Here is a 19723-nt window from a genome sequence, read left to right on the forward strand (position 1 = left end):
ACAGTCTCACAGTCTCACAGTCTCACAGTCTCACAGTCTCACAGTCTCACAGTCTCACAGTCTCACAGTCTCACAGTCTCACAGTCTCACAATCCAGCTTAATCATTAAAATCAATATCTTGATAAAATTTTAGGTGGATTTTATGCCACTTTGATAGGCAGAGTGAGGTCCATGTAGCACGCTGCTCTGCATCTTAACAACTTAGCGAGCACTGTATGTTGGAACCCCTTCTGTTAGACGCATTAAACACACCGCACCTCAGCTGGTGGTTATTACCTATGGCCTTATTCAGCGGTGTACTGACCAGCTTTACGCCCTGCGTATATCCTCTGCTACCCATTACCCTGGCTTCACTGACCAGATACCGCACCCAGGCACTGGCACCGCTGCAGTATTGTCTGGGCTTTGCTGCTGTCTATGCCTTGCTGGGTGGCGTTGCCGCCTACAGTGGCAGTCTGTTTGGGGTAGTGGCCTCCAACCCCTGGGTACAGATTGGTTTTGCCAATCTGCTCATGTATCTGGCCCTGGTTAATAAAGGCTGGCTAACTTTTCCGCGCTTACCGGGCCCTGCATTTCACGGCTCGCAGGGGGCGCTGCTGATGGGCATGACCAGTGCACTGGTGGCTGCACCTTGCACTTCTCCGGTGCTCGGTGGCTTGCTGCTGTTTGTGGCCACCAGCGGGCAGCCGATATTCGGGGCGCTGCTGCTATTTAGTTTTGCATTGGGTATGAGCACCCTGCTGTTGCTGGCGGGACTGAGCAGTCAATTTGTGACGCGTTTGCCTCGCGCTGGCGCCTGGCTCAATCACGTGCCCACTATCAGTGCTCTGTTACTGCTCATCATGGCGCAATATTTTCTTATTCTGGCCGGCAAAAGCTGGCTATAACGCAAGGAGACCATTATGAAGACGATTATGAAAACACTCCTCAAAGGCATCGTGTTACTGGCACTATCGGCCACGGCCTTGGCAAAACCTTACCCCCCTTTGCAGGCCAGGACAGTGGCCGATCAGCCAGTCTCAAGCAGTGGCAAAGTCACTTACCTGAAATTCTGGGCCACCTGGTGCGCCTATTGTGTAGAAGAGATGCCCCTGCTCCAGAAGGCTTTTGAACACAGCAAAGAAAGTTATCAGGTCATCGCCGTCAATGTGGGCTTTAATCAGACCGTAGAGGGCGTAAAAACCTATTTGAACCGCTATGGCTATCAGTTTCCCACGGTGTTTGATGCAACAGGTAGCATTACCCGCCAGTACCGGGTAACCGGCACACCTCAGCATATTTTGCTCGATGCCAGTGGTACAGAGATTTACCGCAGCGCCCTGTTCACCGATGAGCTCAGGCAACACCTGGCGACACTGGCAGGAGACAAACCATGAAGTTACAAAACCCGATCACCCTATTACTGAGCCTGACTGCGCTCTTGCTCAGCCAACAGTCAATCGCAGCCCCGGTTGAGTACATCTTTATTAATCTCTGGGATGAGTACGTGCAGCAAACCCCCTTACCCGAGCCACACCCCAATATCGAGCGCCGCTTCCTTCACCCGGACATCAACATAGATAAACCCAGTGTGGATCAGTTTACTGCGCTTTTCCCTGTCTATGACGGTCTGCAAATAGACACCCACAATCAGCTGGCGATCCGCTATGGGGTGAGACAAACTCCCTATCGGCTGGTGGTTGAGGGCAACCAAGTGCACCAACGGGAGGCGCTAAGCAAGATCCCAACCGTGGTACACGCAGACCTGTCCGCTCAGGATAAAACGCTTCAAACCTTGTCCGGTCACCCCTTTGATCCCACGCGCCCGGGTGCGGGCTTTCGGGTATTATTCTTCAGCGACAGCCTGTGTCCGTTTCAGCATATCCCGGATTGCGAGCGCAGGATCGCACACAATAACCGCCTGTCAGCCAATATCGACTACCCGGTGGTCACTGTGATCAAACCGTTTTATGTGGATCAAACTCAGGTCAGCGCCTATCAACAACGCTTTAACGTTAATCATGAGATCGTTTTTGACAGCCACAATCAGCTGTTCAGCCGCTTTGAGGTGACAGACTTACCCTACTGGGTAGTGCAAAACAGGCAAGGCAAGGTGATTTACCGCGCAAATCAGGTGCCGTCTTTTCCCTTATAGCGCCCAGTTGCTCTGACAGTACACGCTGTAGGGTTTGTCGATAATGGTACTGATCAGATCAAAGGACGGTTCAGGCGCAGCGCTTAGCTCACTCAACTGATTGACCAGCGCTGCGCTGTTGGGGCGTGTGGCCAGTTGCTCACTTAACTGCTTTGACAAAGCATGGTCATGAACCAGAGAAGCCGCCACTGCACCATATAAAAGCTCCAGGTGACTGGCCTGCTCAGGCGCAGACAATAAAGTCAGTGCCTGTTTCGCCTCACCCCGGCGTAAATGGATATACATGCGTGTATAACGGGCATAACTTGCAGTCTCAACCAGATTGAGCTGCTGGTATACCGCTTGTGCACGGCTCACCAGCACATCGGCCCGCGCCAGCTCACCTTGCTTTATCAGACTCCACCCAAGCATCAACTGGGCATGCGCAGCGGTAAGTGTGGATACCTTCTCCCAGGCCAGCAACTGCTCAAAGGTCTCTATGGCAGTGGTTAACTCCGGTGTGCCATCCTGATTCAACGCACCATCCATAATGGCCATACCGCGTAGCAACCAATGTAATTCATAGTGGGGAATAAACCGGGGATCAGGCTCCACCTGTGCCAGATAAGCCTGTGCCTTATCGCGCTGATGTAGCTGAATATAGTAAAACCCAAGGTAAGTGAGTATTTGCTTTTTTAAGTAGTTGTCACCCAGTTCCGATGCAATCTCCAGCGCTTCGAGCAAGCTCGGCTCACTCTCAGTGACTGGCACCAGATAGTTCTGCCCATAGGCAAATAAAGCCCGCGCCAGTAAATTACGCTGAGGCGGCGGGCGGATTGGCCAGATAAAAGGCCAGTTGTGCGTCGCGATACGCCAGGGCACGGCTGCCAATTAATGCGTATGCTGAATTCAGCGCCCTGGCGTAGGCATCCCACTGCTGGGTGAGCCAGAACAGCTCGGCCTGTAACTGATACGCTGTAGCGAGCTGCTCCAGTAACTGGTGACGCTGCGCAAGTGTCAATCCTAACTGCACGGCAGTCTGCGCCTGTGCATAGTCGCCCAGGGCTTTATTAAACTCCGCCTGATACAGATAATGACGCACCCGTATGGCAGGCTCCGCAGCACTCAGGTCCATAGCTGCAAATAAGGCCCCTGCCTTCGCCAGCTCACCTTGTTGCCAGGCAATGCGCGCCAGTTCGAGTTGTGCAGCCAGATGTTGCGGATACTGAGTAAGGGTTGCCTCAAAATAGGATTTAGCCAGTCTGTTGCCCTGCTCATCCAGCGCCTGTAACCCACGATAATAGTCTTGCGAAGCAACCTGCTCCGGCTTACGCGCATTTTGCCCATCGGGCAATAAAGCCAGTGCCGCAATGATCTGCTCAGCGACTTCATCAAACCCCATATCCAATTGCTCAACCACGATCTTCTGCTGCTGCCGGGCAGTATTAACGGTCAGTACGTATCGCTGTTGCTGGCGTGACAAGGTGAGTTCAACCTGCCTGCTGATATCCTCTTGTGTCGACTGAGCAGCCGGGATCAAACGGTATTCGGATTGCAATCGTGTTGTTAATGCCGCGTGCAGTGCATAGCCCCACCAGGCATTGGCGGCGACCCCGGTTTGGTTGTCCAGAGGCAAAATTGTTAAAGCGGGATGAGTTAGCTGCGCCGACACAGGCGCAGGATCTGTATGAATGAACTGGGCAATGACTCCGCCACCGATCAACAAGGTGGCACTTAACAGCGCACTCAATAACACCCTGTGCTTGTTGTGCTTTGGCTGTGTCAGCGGGCAGATCCATTGATAGCCCCGCTGCGGTACGGTGCGGATATAGCTGGGCTGCTGCGCATCATCATCCAGCGCCTGGCGCAGCTCCGCCATACTTTGCGTCAATGCTGCATCGCGAAACTCACCATGCTGCCACAAAGCATCCAGCAATGCCTCGCGAGATATCACTTGCTGCGGTCGGGCCAATAAATACTGTAATAACTGGGCGACTTTAGGGCGCAGCAGCACCACTTGCTGATCTTTTTTTAATACCAAGCTGTCGCTGTCAAAACGATACTGAGCAAATACCACCACAAGTTATATCCTTATCTCTGAACCGCCTCTACTATACCTCACAGCGCGCGTTTGCTGTACACTTAGCGCTAATTAGAGTTTGCTTTCAAGGGTCATCATGATCGCACAAGACACCATTGCAGCACAGGCAACCGCACCTGGTCGGGGCGGCGTCGGCATAATCCGAATTTCGGGGACTCTGGCCGAACAAGTTGCCCACACAATTCTCGGCAGATGCCCGAAAACCCGTTACGCAGAATACCTGCCATTCCAAACCCTTCAGGGAGAACAACTCGATCAGGGGATCGCTTTGTTTTTTAAAGGCCCGAACTCCTTTACCGGCGAAGATGTGCTGGAGCTGCAAGGCCATGGTGGTCCGGTGGTATTGGATATGTTGCTTAAAGAAATCAGTCAGATTGACGGTGTGCGGCTGGCAAAGCCCGGTGAATTCTCCGAGCGAGCCTTTATGAATGACAAGCTGGATCTGACCCAGGCCGAAGCCATTGCCGATTTGATCAATGCCACCAGTGAACAGGCAGCCAAAAGCGCGCTGCACTCTCTGCAGGGAGACTTTTCAAAGCACATTAATGCGCTGGTGGAGCAAGTGATCCATCTGCGTATGTATGTTGAAGCCGCAATTGACTTTCCGGATGAAGAAATCGACTTTCTTTCCGATGGCAAAGTGGCTGGCGATCTGAGCACCATCATAGAGCAACTGGGGATGGTGCGTCAGCAAGCCAAACAAGGCAGCATCATGCGTGAAGGCATGAAAGTGGTGATCGCGGGTCGCCCCAATGCAGGTAAGTCTTCATTACTCAATGCGCTGGCAGGCCGGGAAGCCGCCATTGTGACCGATATCGCCGGCACCACCCGGGATGTCCTCAGAGAGCATATTCATATTGATGGCATGCCGCTACACATTATAGATACCGCAGGTCTGCGCGACAGTCCGGATAAGGTCGAGCAAATTGGTATTGAACGCGCCTGGGATGAGATCCGCGCAGCCGATCACGTGCTATTTATGGTCGATGGCACCGAAACCGATGAAACCGATCCTGCCCGGATCTGGCCAGAATTCATTGAACAGCTACCACAAGGCATGGACATCACAGTGATCCGCAACAAGGTCGATCTCAGTGGTGAAGCCACAGGCACCAGTCACGACCATGGCCATGCCCTGATCCGCCTCAGTGCCAAAGACAGCACAGGGATCGACCTGTTGCGTGAACACCTCAAAGCCTGTATCGGCTTTACCGGCGCAACCGAAGGCGGCTTTATGGCGCGCCGCCGTCACCTCGACGCGTTGGAGCGTGCCGCAGAGCACCTGGAAATTGGTCAGACTCAGTTAGAAATGCACATTGCCGGCGAGATCCTGGCTGAAGAGCTGCGCCTGACCCAGCAACATCTCAATGAGATCACCGGTGAATTCACCTCTGACGATCTGCTCGGTAAGATCTTCAGCTCTTTCTGTATCGGTAAATAATACAATACTGGGACGCACCGCTTAGGTACGTCTCACCCTTTCGTCACTGAGCTTCTTTAGTGAGCGGCGCCACCCCTTTTAAGCCCAGTTCGTGAAACAGCGCAATGGCAGCTTGCTCGAATTCATAAAAGCTATCCGCAGACACCTGATGACTTGCTGTGACCATGCGGATAGCCAGAGGCTCAACAAATGTTGCGTTGGTGCCCCAGAACCCGGAATGTCCGGTTGTAGAATAGCCCTCAAAATCAAACCGCTCCTGCGCCAGGCCATAGTACTCCTGAACGCCCTCTTCAGGCACTTCGCTCAGCCAGTGCTGGGCAATCTCCCTCTGCAACTGAGGATCCTCAACCAAATGCCCCTGATGAAGAGCCGTCATGAAGACATTAAGATCATCCAGTGTAGACACGATCCCACCGCCAGCCCAGGCAAAAGACGTATTGACCTGTAATGCAACCACATCGTGATTACCACTCAACTCAGCAGGGATCTCTTCATGCTCAGGAATGTAAAAATAGTGATGTGCTATCTGCTCTGACCCCCGTGCCGGTTCATGCCTGTCCATATAGGTGTTATCCATGCCGAGTGGTTGCAGTACACGCTCATATAACAACTGCTCAAAGCGCTTCCCGGTGTGCTTTTCCAACGCCCAGGCGAGTAAATCAGTATTACTGTTACCATACAGGTGTTTTTCTCCAGGCATCGCCTCAAGATTTTGTGTCAACCCCCGCTTAAGCAGATCGGCAATCAGTAGATCCGATCTCCATAGCGCCGGTATGTCCTCTCCACCCCCTTGCAAGGCAGCAACAAAAGAACGCGTATCAGGCGCTATTGGGTCATCTAAATACGAGATGAAATCACGGATCCCGGTACTTTGATCCAGCAGCTGCCGGATAGTCAGTGAGCTTCCGCGCTTAACGCCCTGAAAAACATGGAGGTCTTCTATGCTGTAACCTACAGGCATATCCTCTGGCGAAATGAGCGCCGCAATAGGTGTATCCAGCGTAAATTGCCCTTCGTCAATCATGGAAAAGGTCACTGCTGCACTTAATAACTTAGAAATACTGGCAATGCGAAACGGTGTATCCGTCTTTAATTCCTGAGTCTGCTGTGCATCCCGATAGCCGGCAGCACCTCGCCAGACTACCCCATCCTGATTGAAATCTATCAGGGCCTGGATGCCAGGGATCAAGGCTTTATCCGCTTCGTAAATCTGCAATAACAAATCATCGAGTTGCACAAAGACGGTTTCTTGCAGCGACTTTGCGACCACAGTGAAACGTTTGCTCTGAGAGACATCAAGATCATCTGTGGCAGTGATCTCAAAAGTATATTCGCCGGCGGCGGTGGGAAGGTGGACATCGATACTTTGTGCCTGATCACCCGATACATGCAGCACAGCATCATCCGGCCCGGAGACCTGACGCCAGGCGATTGATTTCAGGTTATCGTCCTTATCAGTGACCCTGGCTGCCAGCGTCACCTGAGTCATCGCAATGGCCGTCAATTCAGGTTGTTCAATTGTAATAGCCGGTCGTTCATTGCGGCTAACACATGCGCTCAGCACACCAATACAGATCAGCGCAGCGCCCAAGTTGAGTGATTTCATCCGTTTGCTCCTTTGAAAACTACATTTAGGTTATGCTGAGGCCACGGCGCAAACTGTGAGTAATTGATGAAAAACAGCGCATTTATGTCAAAATATGTATTTCATAAAGGAACATTGGTGTGGCAACCCGTGCTCTGACGAGCAAAATAACTCTCATCACAGCAACATTTAAAGACAGCTGTACAACATGAACAGCTATGCCAATCACCCTATCCTGTCAGCTATGTGAAAAAGATCGTCATTTTTTAGATTATTTCATTATATAGATCAAACTTTATAGATCGTCTTTCCTATCATGAAAAGACGCTCAGATCGTCTTCTGCACCAGAATCTATCCACAAGCTAAAAATTGTCCTGACTATGACCCTTTACAGCCGTTCCTGCAATGCCAGATAACCCCAAAAAACATCAGGATATTCGCGGTTTATCCACAACAAGCACACCGGATTAGCATTTGGAATACTTTATTAAGGCATTGATTAATATATACTTATTATTAATTTCTGCGTATTGACTACTAATTATGCTAGATTTTTTTATCCCAAACTCAGATCAAAGCTTTACTTCTATTGTGAGGTCATTAAGATGTCGCGAATATATCTAGAATCAGTAATCAGGATCTACCGCTTCATGCGTAACATAGAGATCATCATAGGCAGCCAGATGGGCTCCGCAGAATACGTCGCAGAACAGCTTGCCGAACAACTCGATGCCAGCGAATTCAGCACACACCTGCATGAGCAACCGGAACTGAGTGCCTGTCAGCATTCTTTGTGGCTGGTGGTCACATCGACTTATGGTGCCGGCGACTACCCAGATAACCTGTTGCCTTTTATAGAGCAACTGTCTGATCATGAAGATCTAAGCCATGTTCAGTTTGCTGTGGTGGGTATTGGGGATTCTAGCTATGACACCTTTAATCTGGCAGCCAGTAACTGTGCGCAGCTACTGACAGACAAAGGCGCACAGCAGCTTTTACCAGTATTAAAGATAGATGTACAAGATGAAGCACTACCGGAAGATGCCGCCATTGCCTGGTTGCCAGCATTAAAGCAGCAATTGGAACAGGCCCGCTAGCCCGGCTTAACGATCAGGAGATAGATCTTTTACACAGAAGTTATTCACAAAAAAGCTCATTCTTAGATCGCACTGTGGATAACCATTGATCTAACTGCGGATCTACGCATACTTATCCATTGGATAGTTTTCATCGGATCTAGTCCTGTGAATAAATAGCCACTTTGATCAAAGCTTTTCATCGTGATGATCCGATCTAATTCACATTATATGATCTGATCTAACTCTTTGGATCAAATCAGGAATACGCTGTTATTCACAGATCTGAACTGATCTAATAGTAAGATCTAATAAAAGATCTTTAAAAAGATCCTTATATATTATTAAGTGATCCTTTTACTCTGATTAAAATTTAAACGTTTCACTTCTGCGTTTTTCTGGGTAGAATACGCACCCTTTCGAAATTTGCTGGTTGTTTTTAAGTAGGATCCCGTAAATGATTTATCACGAACATTTTGACGTTATCGTTGTTGGTGGTGGTCATGCCGGTACTGAGGCAGCGTTGGCTGCAGCACGTATGGGTATGAATACCTTATTGTTAACACACAATATGGACACCCTGGGACAGATGTCCTGTAACCCAGCGATCGGCGGGATCGGAAAAGGTCATCTGGTTAAAGAGATCGATGCTCTGGGTGGCGCAATGGCCAAAGCGATCGACAAAGGCGGGATCCAGTTTCGTACTTTGAACTCTTCCAAAGGCCCAGCTGTAAGGGCAACCCGTGCTCAGGCGGATCGTGCTCTGTATAAAGCGGCGATCCAGGAGATCTTGCAAAACCAGGATAACCTGAAGATCTTTCAGCAATCTTGTGATGATCTGATCGTTGAACAGGATCAGGTTAAAGGGGTTGTCACCCAGATGGGACTGCGTTTCAGTGCAGAAACCGTAGTATTAACAGTCGGTACTTTCCTGGGTGGTCAGATTCACATAGGTCTGGAGAACTTCAAAGGCGGCCGTGCAGGCGATCCACCCTCGATTGCTCTGGCACAACGTTTACGTGAATTGCCGTTCCGTGTTGATCGGCTTAAAACCGGTACACCGCCACGTATTGATGCGCGTACTGTCGACTTTTCAGTGATGCAGGCACAGCCAGGTGATACACCAACACCAGTATTCTCATTTATGGGTAAAGCGTCGGATCATCCACAACAGATCCCTTGCTATATTACCTATACCAATGAAAAAACCCATGATGTGATCCGCGATAATCTGCACCGCTCGCCCATGTATGCCGGTGTCATTGAAGGGATCGGACCGCGTTACTGCCCTTCTATTGAAGACAAGATCGTCCGCTTCGCCGACAAAGAAAAACATCAGATCTTTGTTGAGCCTGAAGGGCTGACTTCCTACGAATTGTATCCGAACGGCATTTCCACCAGCCTGCCATTTGATATTCAGCTGGAGATTGTGCGTTCAATCCAGGGCTTTGAAAATGCGCATATTTGTCGTCCAGGGTATGCGATTGAATATGACTTTTTCGATCCACGTGACCTGAAACAATCTCTGGAAACCAAATTCATTAATGGTCTGTTCTTTGCTGGCCAGATCAATGGTACCACCGGATATGAAGAAGCCGGTGCACAAGGTCTGATCGCAGGTATGAATGCGGCCTTACAAGTAAAAGGGTTGGAAGCCTGGACACCACGCCGCGATCAAGCGTACACAGGTGTACTGATCGACGACTTGGCAACTTTAGGGACCAAAGAACCCTACCGTATGTTTACCAGCCGTGCTGAATACCGCCTGCTGTTGCGTGAAGATAACGCCGATCTGCGCCTGACTGAAAAAGGTCGTGAGCTGGGTCTGGTTGACGATGAGCGCTGGGCGGCGTACAACAATAAGCTGGAAGTGATGGAACAGGAAACGCAAAGACTGCGCAATACCTGGATCCACAAAGATCATCCGGCGCTTTCGCAGGTGAATGAATTACTAAAATCGCCGTTAACCCGTGAAGCCAGTTTAGAGGATCTGATCCGTCGTCCGGAAGTCAGTTACAAAGAACTGATGCAGATCGAAGGCCTGGCCAGTGAGCAGGATAATACTCAGGCACTGGAACAGGTTGAGATCCAAACCAAGTACGCGGGCTATATTGCGCGTCAGCAGGATGAGATCAACAAACAACTGCGTCATGAAGAAACCTTACTCCCTGGAGAGTTCGATTATGCTCAGGTCAGTGGCCTGTCTAATGAGGTGGTGGCAAAGCTCTCAGAAGCCAGACCGCAAACAATCGGCCAGGCGTCTCGTATTTCTGGTATCACCCCTGCTGCGATTTCGCTATTATTAGTGTATCTGAAAAAGCAAGGGTTGTTGCGCAAGTCCGCGTAACAACAAACGGAAGACTGTGTTATTAGAACAACTTACAGCCCTGTTAGCCCACACGGACATCGCGCTAACTGAACAGCAAAAGCAGCAGCTCGTCGACTATGTCGGGCTGCTCGATAAATGGAATAAAGCCTACAACCTGACCTCAGTGCGTGATCCTCAGGAAATGATGGTCAAGCACATCATGGACTCGTTAGTCGTTGCACCTCACCTGAGTGGGAAACACTACATTGATGTGGGTACCGGACCAGGATTGCCTGGGATTGTACTGGCCATTGCCCTGCCCGATACACACTTTGTTCTGCTCGACAGCCTCGGTAAGCGTGTACGTTTTTTAACCCAGGTAAAACATGCGCTTGGACTGGAAAACGTCACACCGGTTCAGTCTCGTGTTGAAGAATATCAGCCAAGTGTTAAATTAGACGGTGTACTGAGCCGTGCATTTGCCTCTTTGCAGGATATGGTTCAGTGGTGTGGACATCTGGTCGATGACGAAAGCCGCTTTCTGGCATTAAAAGGTCAGTTTCCGCAGCAGGAACTGGATAGCCTGCCTGCCGGTGTGACTCTGGAACGTGATATTAGTTTACAGGTCCCCGAGCTGGATGGTGAACGTCATTTAATCATTCTGAAAAAAGACTAGTATTCGAGGACATAGTGGCTAGAGTCATTGCGATCGCAAACCAAAAAGGCGGTGTGGGAAAAACCACCACTGCAGTTAACCTGGCAGCTTCCATGGCTGCGACCAAACGCAAGGTCCTGCTGATTGACCTGGATCCACAAGGCAATGCGACCATGGGCAGCGGTGTTGACAAATATGGCGAAGTAGCAACCATTTACGATCTTTTGATCGAAGAGACCCCCATTCAGGACGTGATCAGTAAAGAAACGTCCGGCGAATACCACTTAATTGCTGCCAACGGTGATGTGACCGCGGCTGAAGTTAAGTTGATGGAATTGTTCGCTCGCGAAGTGCGCTTGCGTAATGCACTGGAATCGGTGCTGGATCAGTACGATTTTATTTTTATTGATTGCCCGCCTTCATTGAATATGCTGACGGTTAATGCAATGGCGGCGGCTGACTCTGTTATGGTGCCTATGCAGTGTGAATATTACGCACTGGAAGGACTAACGGCGCTGATGGATACCATCACGCAGCTTTCTAAGCTGGTCAATCCACATTTACAGATCGAGGGGATCTTGCGTACTATGTACGATCCACGTAACCGCCTGGCGAATGATGTATCTGAACAGCTGAAACAGCACTTTGGTGAAAAAGTCTACCGCACCGTGATCCCACGCAATGTGCGTCTGGCAGAAGCGCCGAGTTTTGGTGCGCCAGCGATGTACTATGACAGAGCATCCAGTGGTGCCAAAGCCTATCTGGCATTGGCCGGAGAAATGCTCCGCCGTCAGGAAAAACAAGCAGCTGCTGTTGCCTAAGAGGAAGAAAAAATAATGTCGGTGAAAAAACGCGGTTTGGGTCGAGGTCTGGATGCCCTGTTGAGTTCAGCAAAACCTGCTGCGCCTCAACCTGCTCAGCCTGAAGTCACACAAACCCAGGGCACCGAGCGTGCCGTTGAACCCGAGCAGACGACGCAAAGCTATGAGGTGACCGAGCAGGAATTACAACGGTTGCCCATCGAGTATTTGCAACGTGGTAAGTATCAGCCGCGCAAGGACATGTCTGAGCAAGCACTGGAAGAGCTTGCCAGTTCGATCCGGGCACAAGGTGTATTGCAACCAATCGTGGTGCGCCCGGTCGCTGAAAACCAATTCGAAATCATTGCCGGTGAACGACGCTGGCGCGCAGCGCAGCTTGCCGAGCTGGATGTGGTGCCCTGTATCATCAAAGATGTTGCGGATGAAGCCGCCGTGGCCATTGCCCTGATTGAGAACATTCAGCGTGAAGATCTTAATGCCATGGAAGAAGCGGTTGCACTCGACCGATTACTGAACGAGTTTGAACTAACCCATCAGCAAGTTGCTGATGCCGTAGGCAAGTCACGTACCACAGTGACCAATTTACTTCGTCTCAATAATCTCAACGATGATGTAAAAATCTTGTTGGAACATGGTGATATTGAAATGGGCCACGCACGCTGTCTGCTGGCATTGACCGGTGAGCAGCAATCTGAAGCCGCCAGAACAGCCGTAGCCAAAGGGCTGACCGTGCGCGAGACTGAGAAATTGGTGCGTGCGATGCTGGAGCCAGTGGAGCAAAAACCAGCAAAAGAGAAAGATCCGGACGTTAAACTGCTTGAGCAACAACTGGCAGAGAACCTGGGGGCCAAAGTGGAGATAAATTATAACCAAAAAGGCAAAGGTAAGCTGGTGATTTCTTATGCAAATTTAGATGAATTAGACGGAATTTTGGGGCGTATCCAGCCCGATTTTCAACAACCCTCCTAATCTTACCTTTAAAGGCGAAATGGGCGCTCGAAAAGCGTTACATTTCGTCTCGTCAAGTTGCAAATTGAGCAGAAATAAGTATAATTTCGCCAGTTTTCTAGCCCTGATAAAATTTAGCGTCATTAAGGTTAAATATAAGTGACTCATTCGTTAGCAAGCCCATATCGGCGTGCCGCATTAAAAGGTGTTTTGTATCAGGGTCTCGTAGCTATCATTGCTGCAGTAATAGTTTTTATTGGTTGGGGAGTAGAAGCAGGCCTGTCGGCGTTGGCTGGCGGTGCGGTGCTGGTACTCCCTAATTTTGTATTTGCCGCCTATGCATTCCGATTTATGGGTGCGAGCAAGGCAAATCAAGTGTATTCCTCTTTGAAACGAGGAAACGGATTAAAATTTTTGCTAACTGTTGTGCTTTTTGCGCTCATTTTTAAGCACTTTTCAGTCGTTATGTGGCCGTTTTTCGGCACGTATATGCTGGTGATGCTGACACAATGGTTGGTTCTGATTTTTTTTAATCATTAACTTTTAGGATAAAACAATGGCTGCAGAAGAAGTGACTCTATCGAGCCATATTCAGCACCACTTGACCAATGCCAAGATGTGTTCGACCGATGCCGGTCTGGCCTTCAATAAAGCATGTGCGGACAGTGGTTTCTGGACATGGCATATAGATACCCTCGCATGGTCCATCGGTTTAGGTCTTATTTTCTTATGGATCTTCCGAAGTGCCGCTAAAAAATCCACCACAGGCGTTCCTGGTAAATTCCAGTGCTTTATTGAAATGGTTGTTGAGCTCGTTGGTGATAACGTGCGAGACACTTACCATGGCAATAGCAAACTGATCGCGCCTTTGGCCCTGACTATCTTTGTCTGGGTGTTCTTAATGAACTTGATGGATTTGGTTCCAGTTGATTTCCTACCTGCTTTCGCCGGCTTCGTTGGTGAGCAAGCATTTGGTATGGACCCACATGATGTTTACATGAAGATTGTACCGACCACAGACGTGAATATGACTGCTGCTCTGGCATTGGGCGTATTTATTCTGATGATCGGGTATTCAATCCGTATCAAAGGTCTGGGCGGCTTCATTGGTGAGCTTACGCTGCACCCGTTCAGCTCTAAGAACAAATTAGTGATGGTTATCCTGATCCCATGTAACTTGCTACTTGAAACAATCGCGCTGGTTGCTAAGCCTTTCTCGCTGGCACTGCGTTTGTTCGGTAACTTGTATGCAGGTGAGATGATCTTCATCCTGATCGGTGCAATCGGCCTGATGCAGCTTCCACTGCACTTTGTATGGGCTGTGTTCCACATCATGGTAATCGTACTGCAAGCATTCGTATTTATGATGCTGACTATCGTTTACCTCAGCATGGCTAGCACAAAAAGTCACTAATTAGCTGAAAGAAAAGAATTTTTTAAACTTTAACTTTAATTTACTATTGAAACTTTGGAGATAAAAATGGAAATCGCAGTTGCTATTAAACTTATCGCTGTTGCTCTACTAATCGGTTTTGGTGCAATCGGTACTGCACTAGGCTTCGGTAACATGGGTGGTAAGTTCCTAGAAGCATGTGCTCGTCAGCCTGAGCTTGCGCCTCAACTACAAGTTAAAATGTTCATCCTAGCTGGTCTTATCGATGCCGTAGCAATGATCGGTGTAGGTATCGCTATGTACATGTTGTTCGCTCTTTAATATTGCAAAATACCTGAAACGAACAACTGTCAAGTAAGGAGGAGCGGTCGTGAACTTAAACGCCACTCTAATAGGTGAATTAATCGCATTTGTGGTCTTCGTATGGTTCTGTATGAAGTTCGTATGGCCACCACTAAATGGTGCGATTGAAGCTCGCCAGAAGAAAATCGAAGATGGATTAGCTGCCTCTGACAAAGCTGAAAAAGACCTTGAGCTAGCGCGCGAAAAAGCCGCTGAACAGCTTAAGGAAGCGAAAACTCAAGCTGCTGAAATCATCGAACAAGCTAAAAAGCGTGCAACGCTGATTGTTGACGAAGAGACAACTCGTGGTCAGCAAGAGCGTGAGAAAATCATTGCTCAGGGACACTCTGAGATCGAATCTGAGCGCAACCGCGTGAAAGAAGAGCTACGTCAACAAGTAGCGACTCTGGCTGTGGTTGGTGCAGAGAAGATTTTAGAGCGTGAAATCGATCAAGCCGCACACAGTGACATCGTTGAAAAACTTGTCGCTGAGCTTTAAGTAGGGGTATGAGCATGTCTGAATTGACTACTATCGCTCGCCCATACGCTAAAGCGGCTTTTGAACTTGCCGTTGAGAAAGGCACAGTTGAAGCTTGGAATGAAATGCTGTTCTTCGCAGGCCAGGTGGCCCGCGATGAACAGGTTCAGGCACTGTTAGGTGGCATTGCCACCGAAGCAGAGCAGTCTGATGTATTCATCAAGCTATGCGCTGAGCAACTCAACGAACAAGGCCAAAATCTTATCAAGCTGATGGCCGAAAATGAGCGTTTAGCCGCCATGCCAGCTGTTGCAGATTTGTTTGCTGAATTAAAAGCAGACTATGACAAAGAAATCGACGTTAACGTCGTTTCAGCAGCAGCGCTTGCCGAAGATGCGCAAGCAAAATTGGTCGCGGCACTTGAGAAACGTTTCGCACGCAAAGTTAAGCTGAATTGTAGCATCGACGAAACCATCGTAAGTGGTCTGGTCATTAAAGCCGGCGATACCGTTATCGACGGGTCTATTCGCGGCAAGTTAGATCGTCTTGTGACGACGCTACAATCGTAATTGGGAAAAAGAGCATGCAACTTAATTCCACAGAAATTTCTGCACTGATCAAGCAACGCATTGAGCAGTTTGAAGTTGTAAGTGAAGCGCGTAACGAAGGTACTATCGTATCTGTTACCGACGGTATCATCCGCATCCACGGTCTTGCTGACTGTATGCAGGGTGAGATGATCGAGCTTCCTGGCAACCGTTATGCTATCGCATTGAACCTTGAGCGCGACTCAGTAGGTGCGGTAGTAATGGGTCCATACGCTGACCTTAAAGAAGGCGTAAAAGTTAAATCAACAGGTCGTATCCTTGAAGTACCAGTAGGCCGTGGTCTGCTAGGTCGTGTTGTAAACACACTAGGTGAGCCGATTGACGGTAAAGGCGCGGTAGACAACGATGGTTTTGAGCCAGTTGAAAAAATCGCACCGGGCGTAATCGAGCGTCAATCAGTAGACGAGCCAGTACAAACTGGTTATAAGTCTATCGACTCTATGATCCCAGTAGGTCGTGGTCAGCGTGAGCTAGTGATCGGTGACCGTCAGACTGGTAAAACAGCACTGGCTATCGATGCTATCATCAACCAAAAAGACACAGGCGTTAAGTGTGTGTACGTTGCGGTTGGTCAAAAAGCCTCTACCATTGCTAACGTAGTACGTAAACTAGAAGAGCACGGCGCTCTTGAGAACACCATTGTTGTTGTTGCTTCAGCATCTGAGTCTGCTGCACTGCAATTCCTGGCTCCGTTCTCTGGTTGTACTATGGGTGAATACTTCCGTGACCGTGGTGAAGACGCGCTAATCGTATATGATGACCTGTCTAAGCAAGCTGTTGCTTACCGTCAGATCTCACTACTACTTAAGCGTCCGCCGGGCCGTGAAGCTTACCCAGGTGACGTATTCTACCTTCACTCACGTCTGCTAGAGCGTGCATCACGTGTTAACGCTGATTACGTTGAGAAATACACTAACGGTGAAGTGAAAGGTCAAACAGGTTCATTGACGGCATTGCCAATCATTGAAACTCAAGGTGGTGACGTTTCTGCATTCGTACCTACCAACGTTATCTCAATCACCGACGGTCAGATCTTCTTAGAAACTGACTTGTTCAACGCAGGTATCCGTCCAGCTGTTAACGCTGGTATCTCGGTATCTCGTGTAGGTGGTGCAGCGCAAACTAAAATCGTTAAGAAACTAGGTGGTGGTATCCGTCTAGCGCTAGCTCAGTACCGTGAACTAGCGGCGTTCTCTCAGTTCGCTTCTGACCTTGACGATGCAACACGTGCCCAGCTTGAGCACGGTGAGCGCGTAACAGAGCTAATGAAGCAGAAACAGTACGCACCAATGTCTGTTGCTGACATGTCTCTGTCTCTATTCGCTGTTGAGAAAGGCTACCTGAAAGACATCGAAATCAACAAAGTACTTGATTTTGAAGCAAGCCTTATCGCATTCGCGAAAAGCGAATACGCAGCGCTAATGACTCAAATCAATGAAACTGGTAACTACAACGCCGAGATCGAAGCGCAGCTGAAAGAACTTCTTGAGAAGTTCAAGTCTACGCAAACTTGGTAATGTGTTATGAAGGTGAGTAGTTAGCTACTCACCCAGATTCGGAGAAAGAGTCATGGCCAGCGGAAAAGAGATAAAAAGCAAGATCGGGAGTATCAAGAATACTCAAAAGATCACCAGCGCAATGGAGATGGTTGCCGCTTCTAAAATGAAGAAGGCACAGGAACGCGTCGCGTCCAGCCGCCCATACGCTGAAAACTTACGCAAAGTGATCGGTCGTATTGCTCAGGCTAACCTTGACTTCCAACACCCGTTCTTAATCGAACGTGAGGTGAAGCGAGTAGGTTACATTGTTATCTCTACTGACCGTGGTCTTTGTGGCGGCTTGAACTCAAACGAGTTTAAGCGTGTAGCGAAAGACGTTAAAGCGTGGAAAGAAAAGGGTGTTGATGCAACATTTGCCACCCTGGGTGGCAAAGCTGCCGGTTTCTTTAAACGTTTTGGCGGTGAGCTTGAAGCCAAAAAAGCCGGGTTAGGAGATGCGCCTTCTGTTCAGGACGTAATCGGTCCTGTATCTGTGATGCTAAAAGCATACGAAGAAGGCAAAATTGATCGCTTATTCGTTGTGTACAACAACTTTGTCAACACAATGAAGCAAGAGCCTGTTATCGATCAGTTATTACCTTTGCCAAAAGCTGAAGAAGAAGTATCAGCTCACGCTTGGGATTACTTATATGAGCCAAACCCAGAGGCGATTCTAGAGACACTACTAGTGCGCTTTATAGAGTCTCAGGTTTACCAAGGTGTAGTTGAGAATGCTGCCTCTGAGCAAGCTGCCCGTATGGTTGCGATGAAAGCCGCAACAGATAACGCAGGTGGCCTGATTGATGAGTTACAGCTGGTATACAACAAGGCGCGTCAGGCTGCAATCACACAAGAGATCAGTGAGATTGTATCTGGTTCAGCTGCCGTGTAACGCTTCGGCAAAGTTTAACGAGAGGAATAGACATGAGTTTAGGTAAGGTCGTCCAAATTATCGGCGCCGTTGTGGACATCGAGTTCCCACAAGACAACGTGCCAGCCGTATATGACGCACTAAAAGTTACAGAAGGCGACCTGGCTGGTTTGACACTAGAAGTGCAACAGCAGCTAGGTGGCGGTGTGGTACGTGGTATCGCACTAGGTAGTACTGACGGTCTGCGCCGTGGTACTTCAGTAGAAGGTACAGCTGAGCCAATTAAGGTGCCAGTTGGTACAGCAACACTTGGTCGTATCATGAACGTACTGGGTGACGCAATTGATGAAGCCGGCCCAATCGGTGAAGAAGAGCGTTGGTCAATCCACCGCGCTGCGCCTTCATACGAAGAGCAAAGCAGCTCAGTTGAGCTACTTGAAACAGGTATCAAGGTAATCGACCTTGTATGTCCGTTCGCGAAGGGTGGTAAAGTTGGTCTGTTCGGTGGTGCCGGTGTAGGTAAAACCGTAAACATGATGGAACTTATCCGTAACATCGCAATCGAGCACAGCGGTTACTCTGTATTCGCTGGTGTTGGTGAGCGTACTCGTGAGGGTAATGACTTCTACCATGAGATGAACGACTCAAACGTACTAGACAAAGTATCGCTAGTATACGGTCAGATGAACGAGCCACCGGGTAACCGTCTGCGTGTTGCTCTGACTGGTCTGACTATGGCAGAGAAGTTCCGTGACGAAGGTCGTGACGTACTGTTCTTCGTAGATAACATCTACCGTTACACGCTGGCGGGTACTGAGGTATCTGCACTACTAGGCCGTATGCCTTCAGCGGTAGGTTACCAGCCAACTCTTGCAGAAGAGATGGGTGTACTACAGGAGCGTATCGCATCTACTAAGACTGGTTCAATCACGTCAATCCAGGCCGTATACGTACCTGCGGATGACTTGACTGACCCGTCACCAGCAACGACGTTCGCGCACCTTGACGCAACGGTTGTACTTTCACGTGACATCGCATCTCTTGGTATCTACCCTGCGGTAGACCCACTGGATTCAACTTCTCGTCAGCTTGACCCGCTAGTAATCGGTAACGAGCACTACGAGACTGCACGTGGCGTTCAGACTGTACTTCAGCGTTATAAAGAGCTGAAAGACATCATCGCTATTCTAGGTATGGACGAGCTATCTGACGAAGATAAGCAAGTTGTATCTCGTGCACGTAAAATCCAGCGTTTCCTGTCTCAGCCGTTCTTCGTTGCTGAGGTATTCACAGGTGCACCTGGTAAATACGTTTCACTGAAAGACACTATCTCTGGCTTCAAAGGCATCTTAAACGGTGAATACGATGACATGCCAGAGCAGGCTTTCTACATGGTTGGCTCAATCGACGAAGCGATCGAAAAAGCCAAAAACATGTAATTAG

At 49.1% G+C, this 19723-nt stretch carries 20 protein-coding genes; 17 read left to right on the forward strand and 3 right to left on the reverse strand.

What is annotated here, in order from left to right; all coding sequences use genetic code 11:
• The first annotated feature begins 216 nt into the window (after positions 1-216).
• From ACXAH1_RS23540 to ACXAH1_RS23550, 3 genes are read left to right on the forward strand one after another with little or no spacing between them, the layout of a single operon-like run.
• Complete coding sequence (locus ACXAH1_RS23540; RefSeq protein ID WP_475200071.1) at positions 217-888, forward strand: cytochrome c biogenesis protein CcdA; 672 nt, start codon at positions 217-219, stop codon at positions 886-888.
• Positions 889-903: 15 nt separating this feature from the next.
• Entirely contained in the window at positions 904-1377 is a 474-nt protein-coding gene (locus ACXAH1_RS23545) for a TlpA family protein disulfide reductase (protein ID WP_475200072.1), read from the forward strand.
• Positions 1374-2135 (forward strand): TlpA family protein disulfide reductase, encoded by a 762-nt coding sequence (locus tag ACXAH1_RS23550; protein WP_475200076.1) that lies wholly within the window; start codon positions 1374-1376, stop codon positions 2133-2135. The genes ACXAH1_RS23545 and ACXAH1_RS23550 overlap by 4 nt, the downstream gene beginning before the upstream one ends.
• Here the strand turns inward: ACXAH1_RS23550 and ACXAH1_RS23555 are convergent.
• The gene (locus ACXAH1_RS23555) at positions 2130-2996 is read right to left on the reverse strand and encodes a tetratricopeptide repeat protein (RefSeq protein ID WP_475200078.1); all 867 of its coding nucleotides are present in this window, start codon (positions 2994-2996) and stop codon (positions 2130-2132) included. The genes ACXAH1_RS23550 and ACXAH1_RS23555 overlap by 6 nt on opposite strands.
• Positions 2929-4194 carry a winged helix-turn-helix domain-containing protein gene (locus ACXAH1_RS23560; RefSeq protein ID WP_475200081.1) on the reverse strand — a complete coding sequence of 422 codons (1266 nt, stop codon included), beginning with the start codon at positions 4192-4194 and terminating at the stop codon, positions 2929-2931. The genes ACXAH1_RS23555 and ACXAH1_RS23560 overlap by 68 nt, the downstream gene beginning before the upstream one ends.
• Positions 4195-4291: 97 nt before the next feature.
• On the opposite strand from ACXAH1_RS23560, the gene mnmE reads away from it, so the two are divergent.
• On the forward strand, positions 4292-5656 hold the full coding sequence (gene mnmE / locus ACXAH1_RS23565) for a tRNA uridine-5-carboxymethylaminomethyl(34) synthesis GTPase MnmE (protein ID WP_475200083.1): 1365 nt from the start codon (positions 4292-4294) through the stop codon (positions 5654-5656).
• A gap of 43 nt (positions 5657-5699) precedes the next feature.
• Here mnmE and ACXAH1_RS23570 read toward each other — a convergent pair whose 3' ends face one another.
• Positions 5700-7262: a serine hydrolase domain-containing protein gene (locus ACXAH1_RS23570; RefSeq protein ID WP_475200086.1), complete on the reverse strand. Its 1563-nt coding sequence runs from the start codon at positions 7260-7262 to the stop codon at positions 5700-5702.
• Between the two features lie 630 nt (positions 7263-7892).
• Between ACXAH1_RS23570 and mioC the strand changes: the two genes are divergently transcribed.
• The 13 genes from mioC (at position 7893) to atpD (ending at position 19719) form a co-directional block, all read left to right on the forward strand.
• Positions 7893-8339 carry an FMN-binding protein MioC gene (gene mioC / locus ACXAH1_RS23575; RefSeq protein WP_475200088.1) on the forward strand — a complete coding sequence of 149 codons (447 nt, stop codon included), beginning with the start codon at positions 7893-7895 and terminating at the stop codon, positions 8337-8339.
• A gap of 436 nt (positions 8340-8775) precedes the next feature.
• On the forward strand, positions 8776-10665 hold the full coding sequence (gene mnmG, locus ACXAH1_RS23580) for a tRNA uridine-5-carboxymethylaminomethyl(34) synthesis enzyme MnmG (protein ID WP_138550145.1): 1890 nt from the start codon (positions 8776-8778) through the stop codon (positions 10663-10665).
• Positions 10666-10681: 16 nt separating this feature from the next.
• A complete protein-coding gene (rsmG, locus tag ACXAH1_RS23585; protein WP_138550146.1) occupies positions 10682-11302 on the forward strand; it encodes a 16S rRNA (guanine(527)-N(7))-methyltransferase RsmG in 621 nt (206 codons plus the stop codon).
• A 14-nt stretch (positions 11303-11316) separates the two neighbouring features.
• Positions 11317-12102 carry a ParA family protein gene (locus ACXAH1_RS23590; RefSeq protein WP_010384867.1) on the forward strand — a complete coding sequence of 262 codons (786 nt, stop codon included), beginning with the start codon at positions 11317-11319 and terminating at the stop codon, positions 12100-12102.
• Between the two features lie 15 nt (positions 12103-12117).
• Complete coding sequence (locus tag ACXAH1_RS23595; RefSeq protein WP_475200090.1) at positions 12118-13071, forward strand: ParB/RepB/Spo0J family partition protein; 954 nt, start codon at positions 12118-12120, stop codon at positions 13069-13071.
• 138 nt (positions 13072-13209) lie between these two features.
• Positions 13210-13590 (forward strand): ATP synthase subunit I, encoded by a 381-nt coding sequence (locus ACXAH1_RS23600; protein WP_054016191.1) that lies wholly within the window; start codon positions 13210-13212, stop codon positions 13588-13590.
• 16 nt (positions 13591-13606) lie between these two features.
• Positions 13607-14464 (forward strand): F0F1 ATP synthase subunit A, encoded by an 858-nt coding sequence (gene atpB, locus ACXAH1_RS23605; protein ID WP_054016190.1) that lies wholly within the window; start codon positions 13607-13609, stop codon positions 14462-14464.
• A 66-nt stretch (positions 14465-14530) separates the two neighbouring features.
• On the forward strand, positions 14531-14764 hold the full coding sequence (atpE, locus tag ACXAH1_RS23610; RefSeq protein WP_008222392.1) for a F0F1 ATP synthase subunit C: 234 nt from the start codon (positions 14531-14533) through the stop codon (positions 14762-14764).
• A 49-nt stretch (positions 14765-14813) separates the two neighbouring features.
• The gene (gene atpF, locus ACXAH1_RS23615) at positions 14814-15284 is read left to right on the forward strand and encodes a F0F1 ATP synthase subunit B (RefSeq protein WP_054016189.1); all 471 of its coding nucleotides are present in this window, start codon (positions 14814-14816) and stop codon (positions 15282-15284) included.
• A gap of 14 nt (positions 15285-15298) precedes the next feature.
• Entirely contained in the window at positions 15299-15832 is a 534-nt protein-coding gene (gene atpH, locus ACXAH1_RS23620; protein WP_046004731.1) for a F0F1 ATP synthase subunit delta, read from the forward strand.
• Positions 15833-15846: 14 nt separating this feature from the next.
• Positions 15847-17388: a F0F1 ATP synthase subunit alpha gene (gene atpA, locus ACXAH1_RS23625; RefSeq protein WP_046004730.1), complete on the forward strand. Its 1542-nt coding sequence runs from the start codon at positions 15847-15849 to the stop codon at positions 17386-17388.
• Positions 17389-17440: 52 nt separating this feature from the next.
• Positions 17441-18301: a F0F1 ATP synthase subunit gamma gene (gene atpG, locus ACXAH1_RS23630; protein ID WP_054016188.1), complete on the forward strand. Its 861-nt coding sequence runs from the start codon at positions 17441-17443 to the stop codon at positions 18299-18301.
• Positions 18302-18333: 32 nt separating this feature from the next.
• Positions 18334-19719, forward strand: coding sequence for a F0F1 ATP synthase subunit beta (gene atpD / locus ACXAH1_RS23635; RefSeq protein ID WP_010384876.1), 1386 nt, complete (start codon positions 18334-18336; stop codon positions 19717-19719).
• Positions 19720-19723 lie beyond the last annotated feature (4 nt).

This window comes from Pseudoalteromonas sp. AWH4_217, assembly GCF_056161105.1.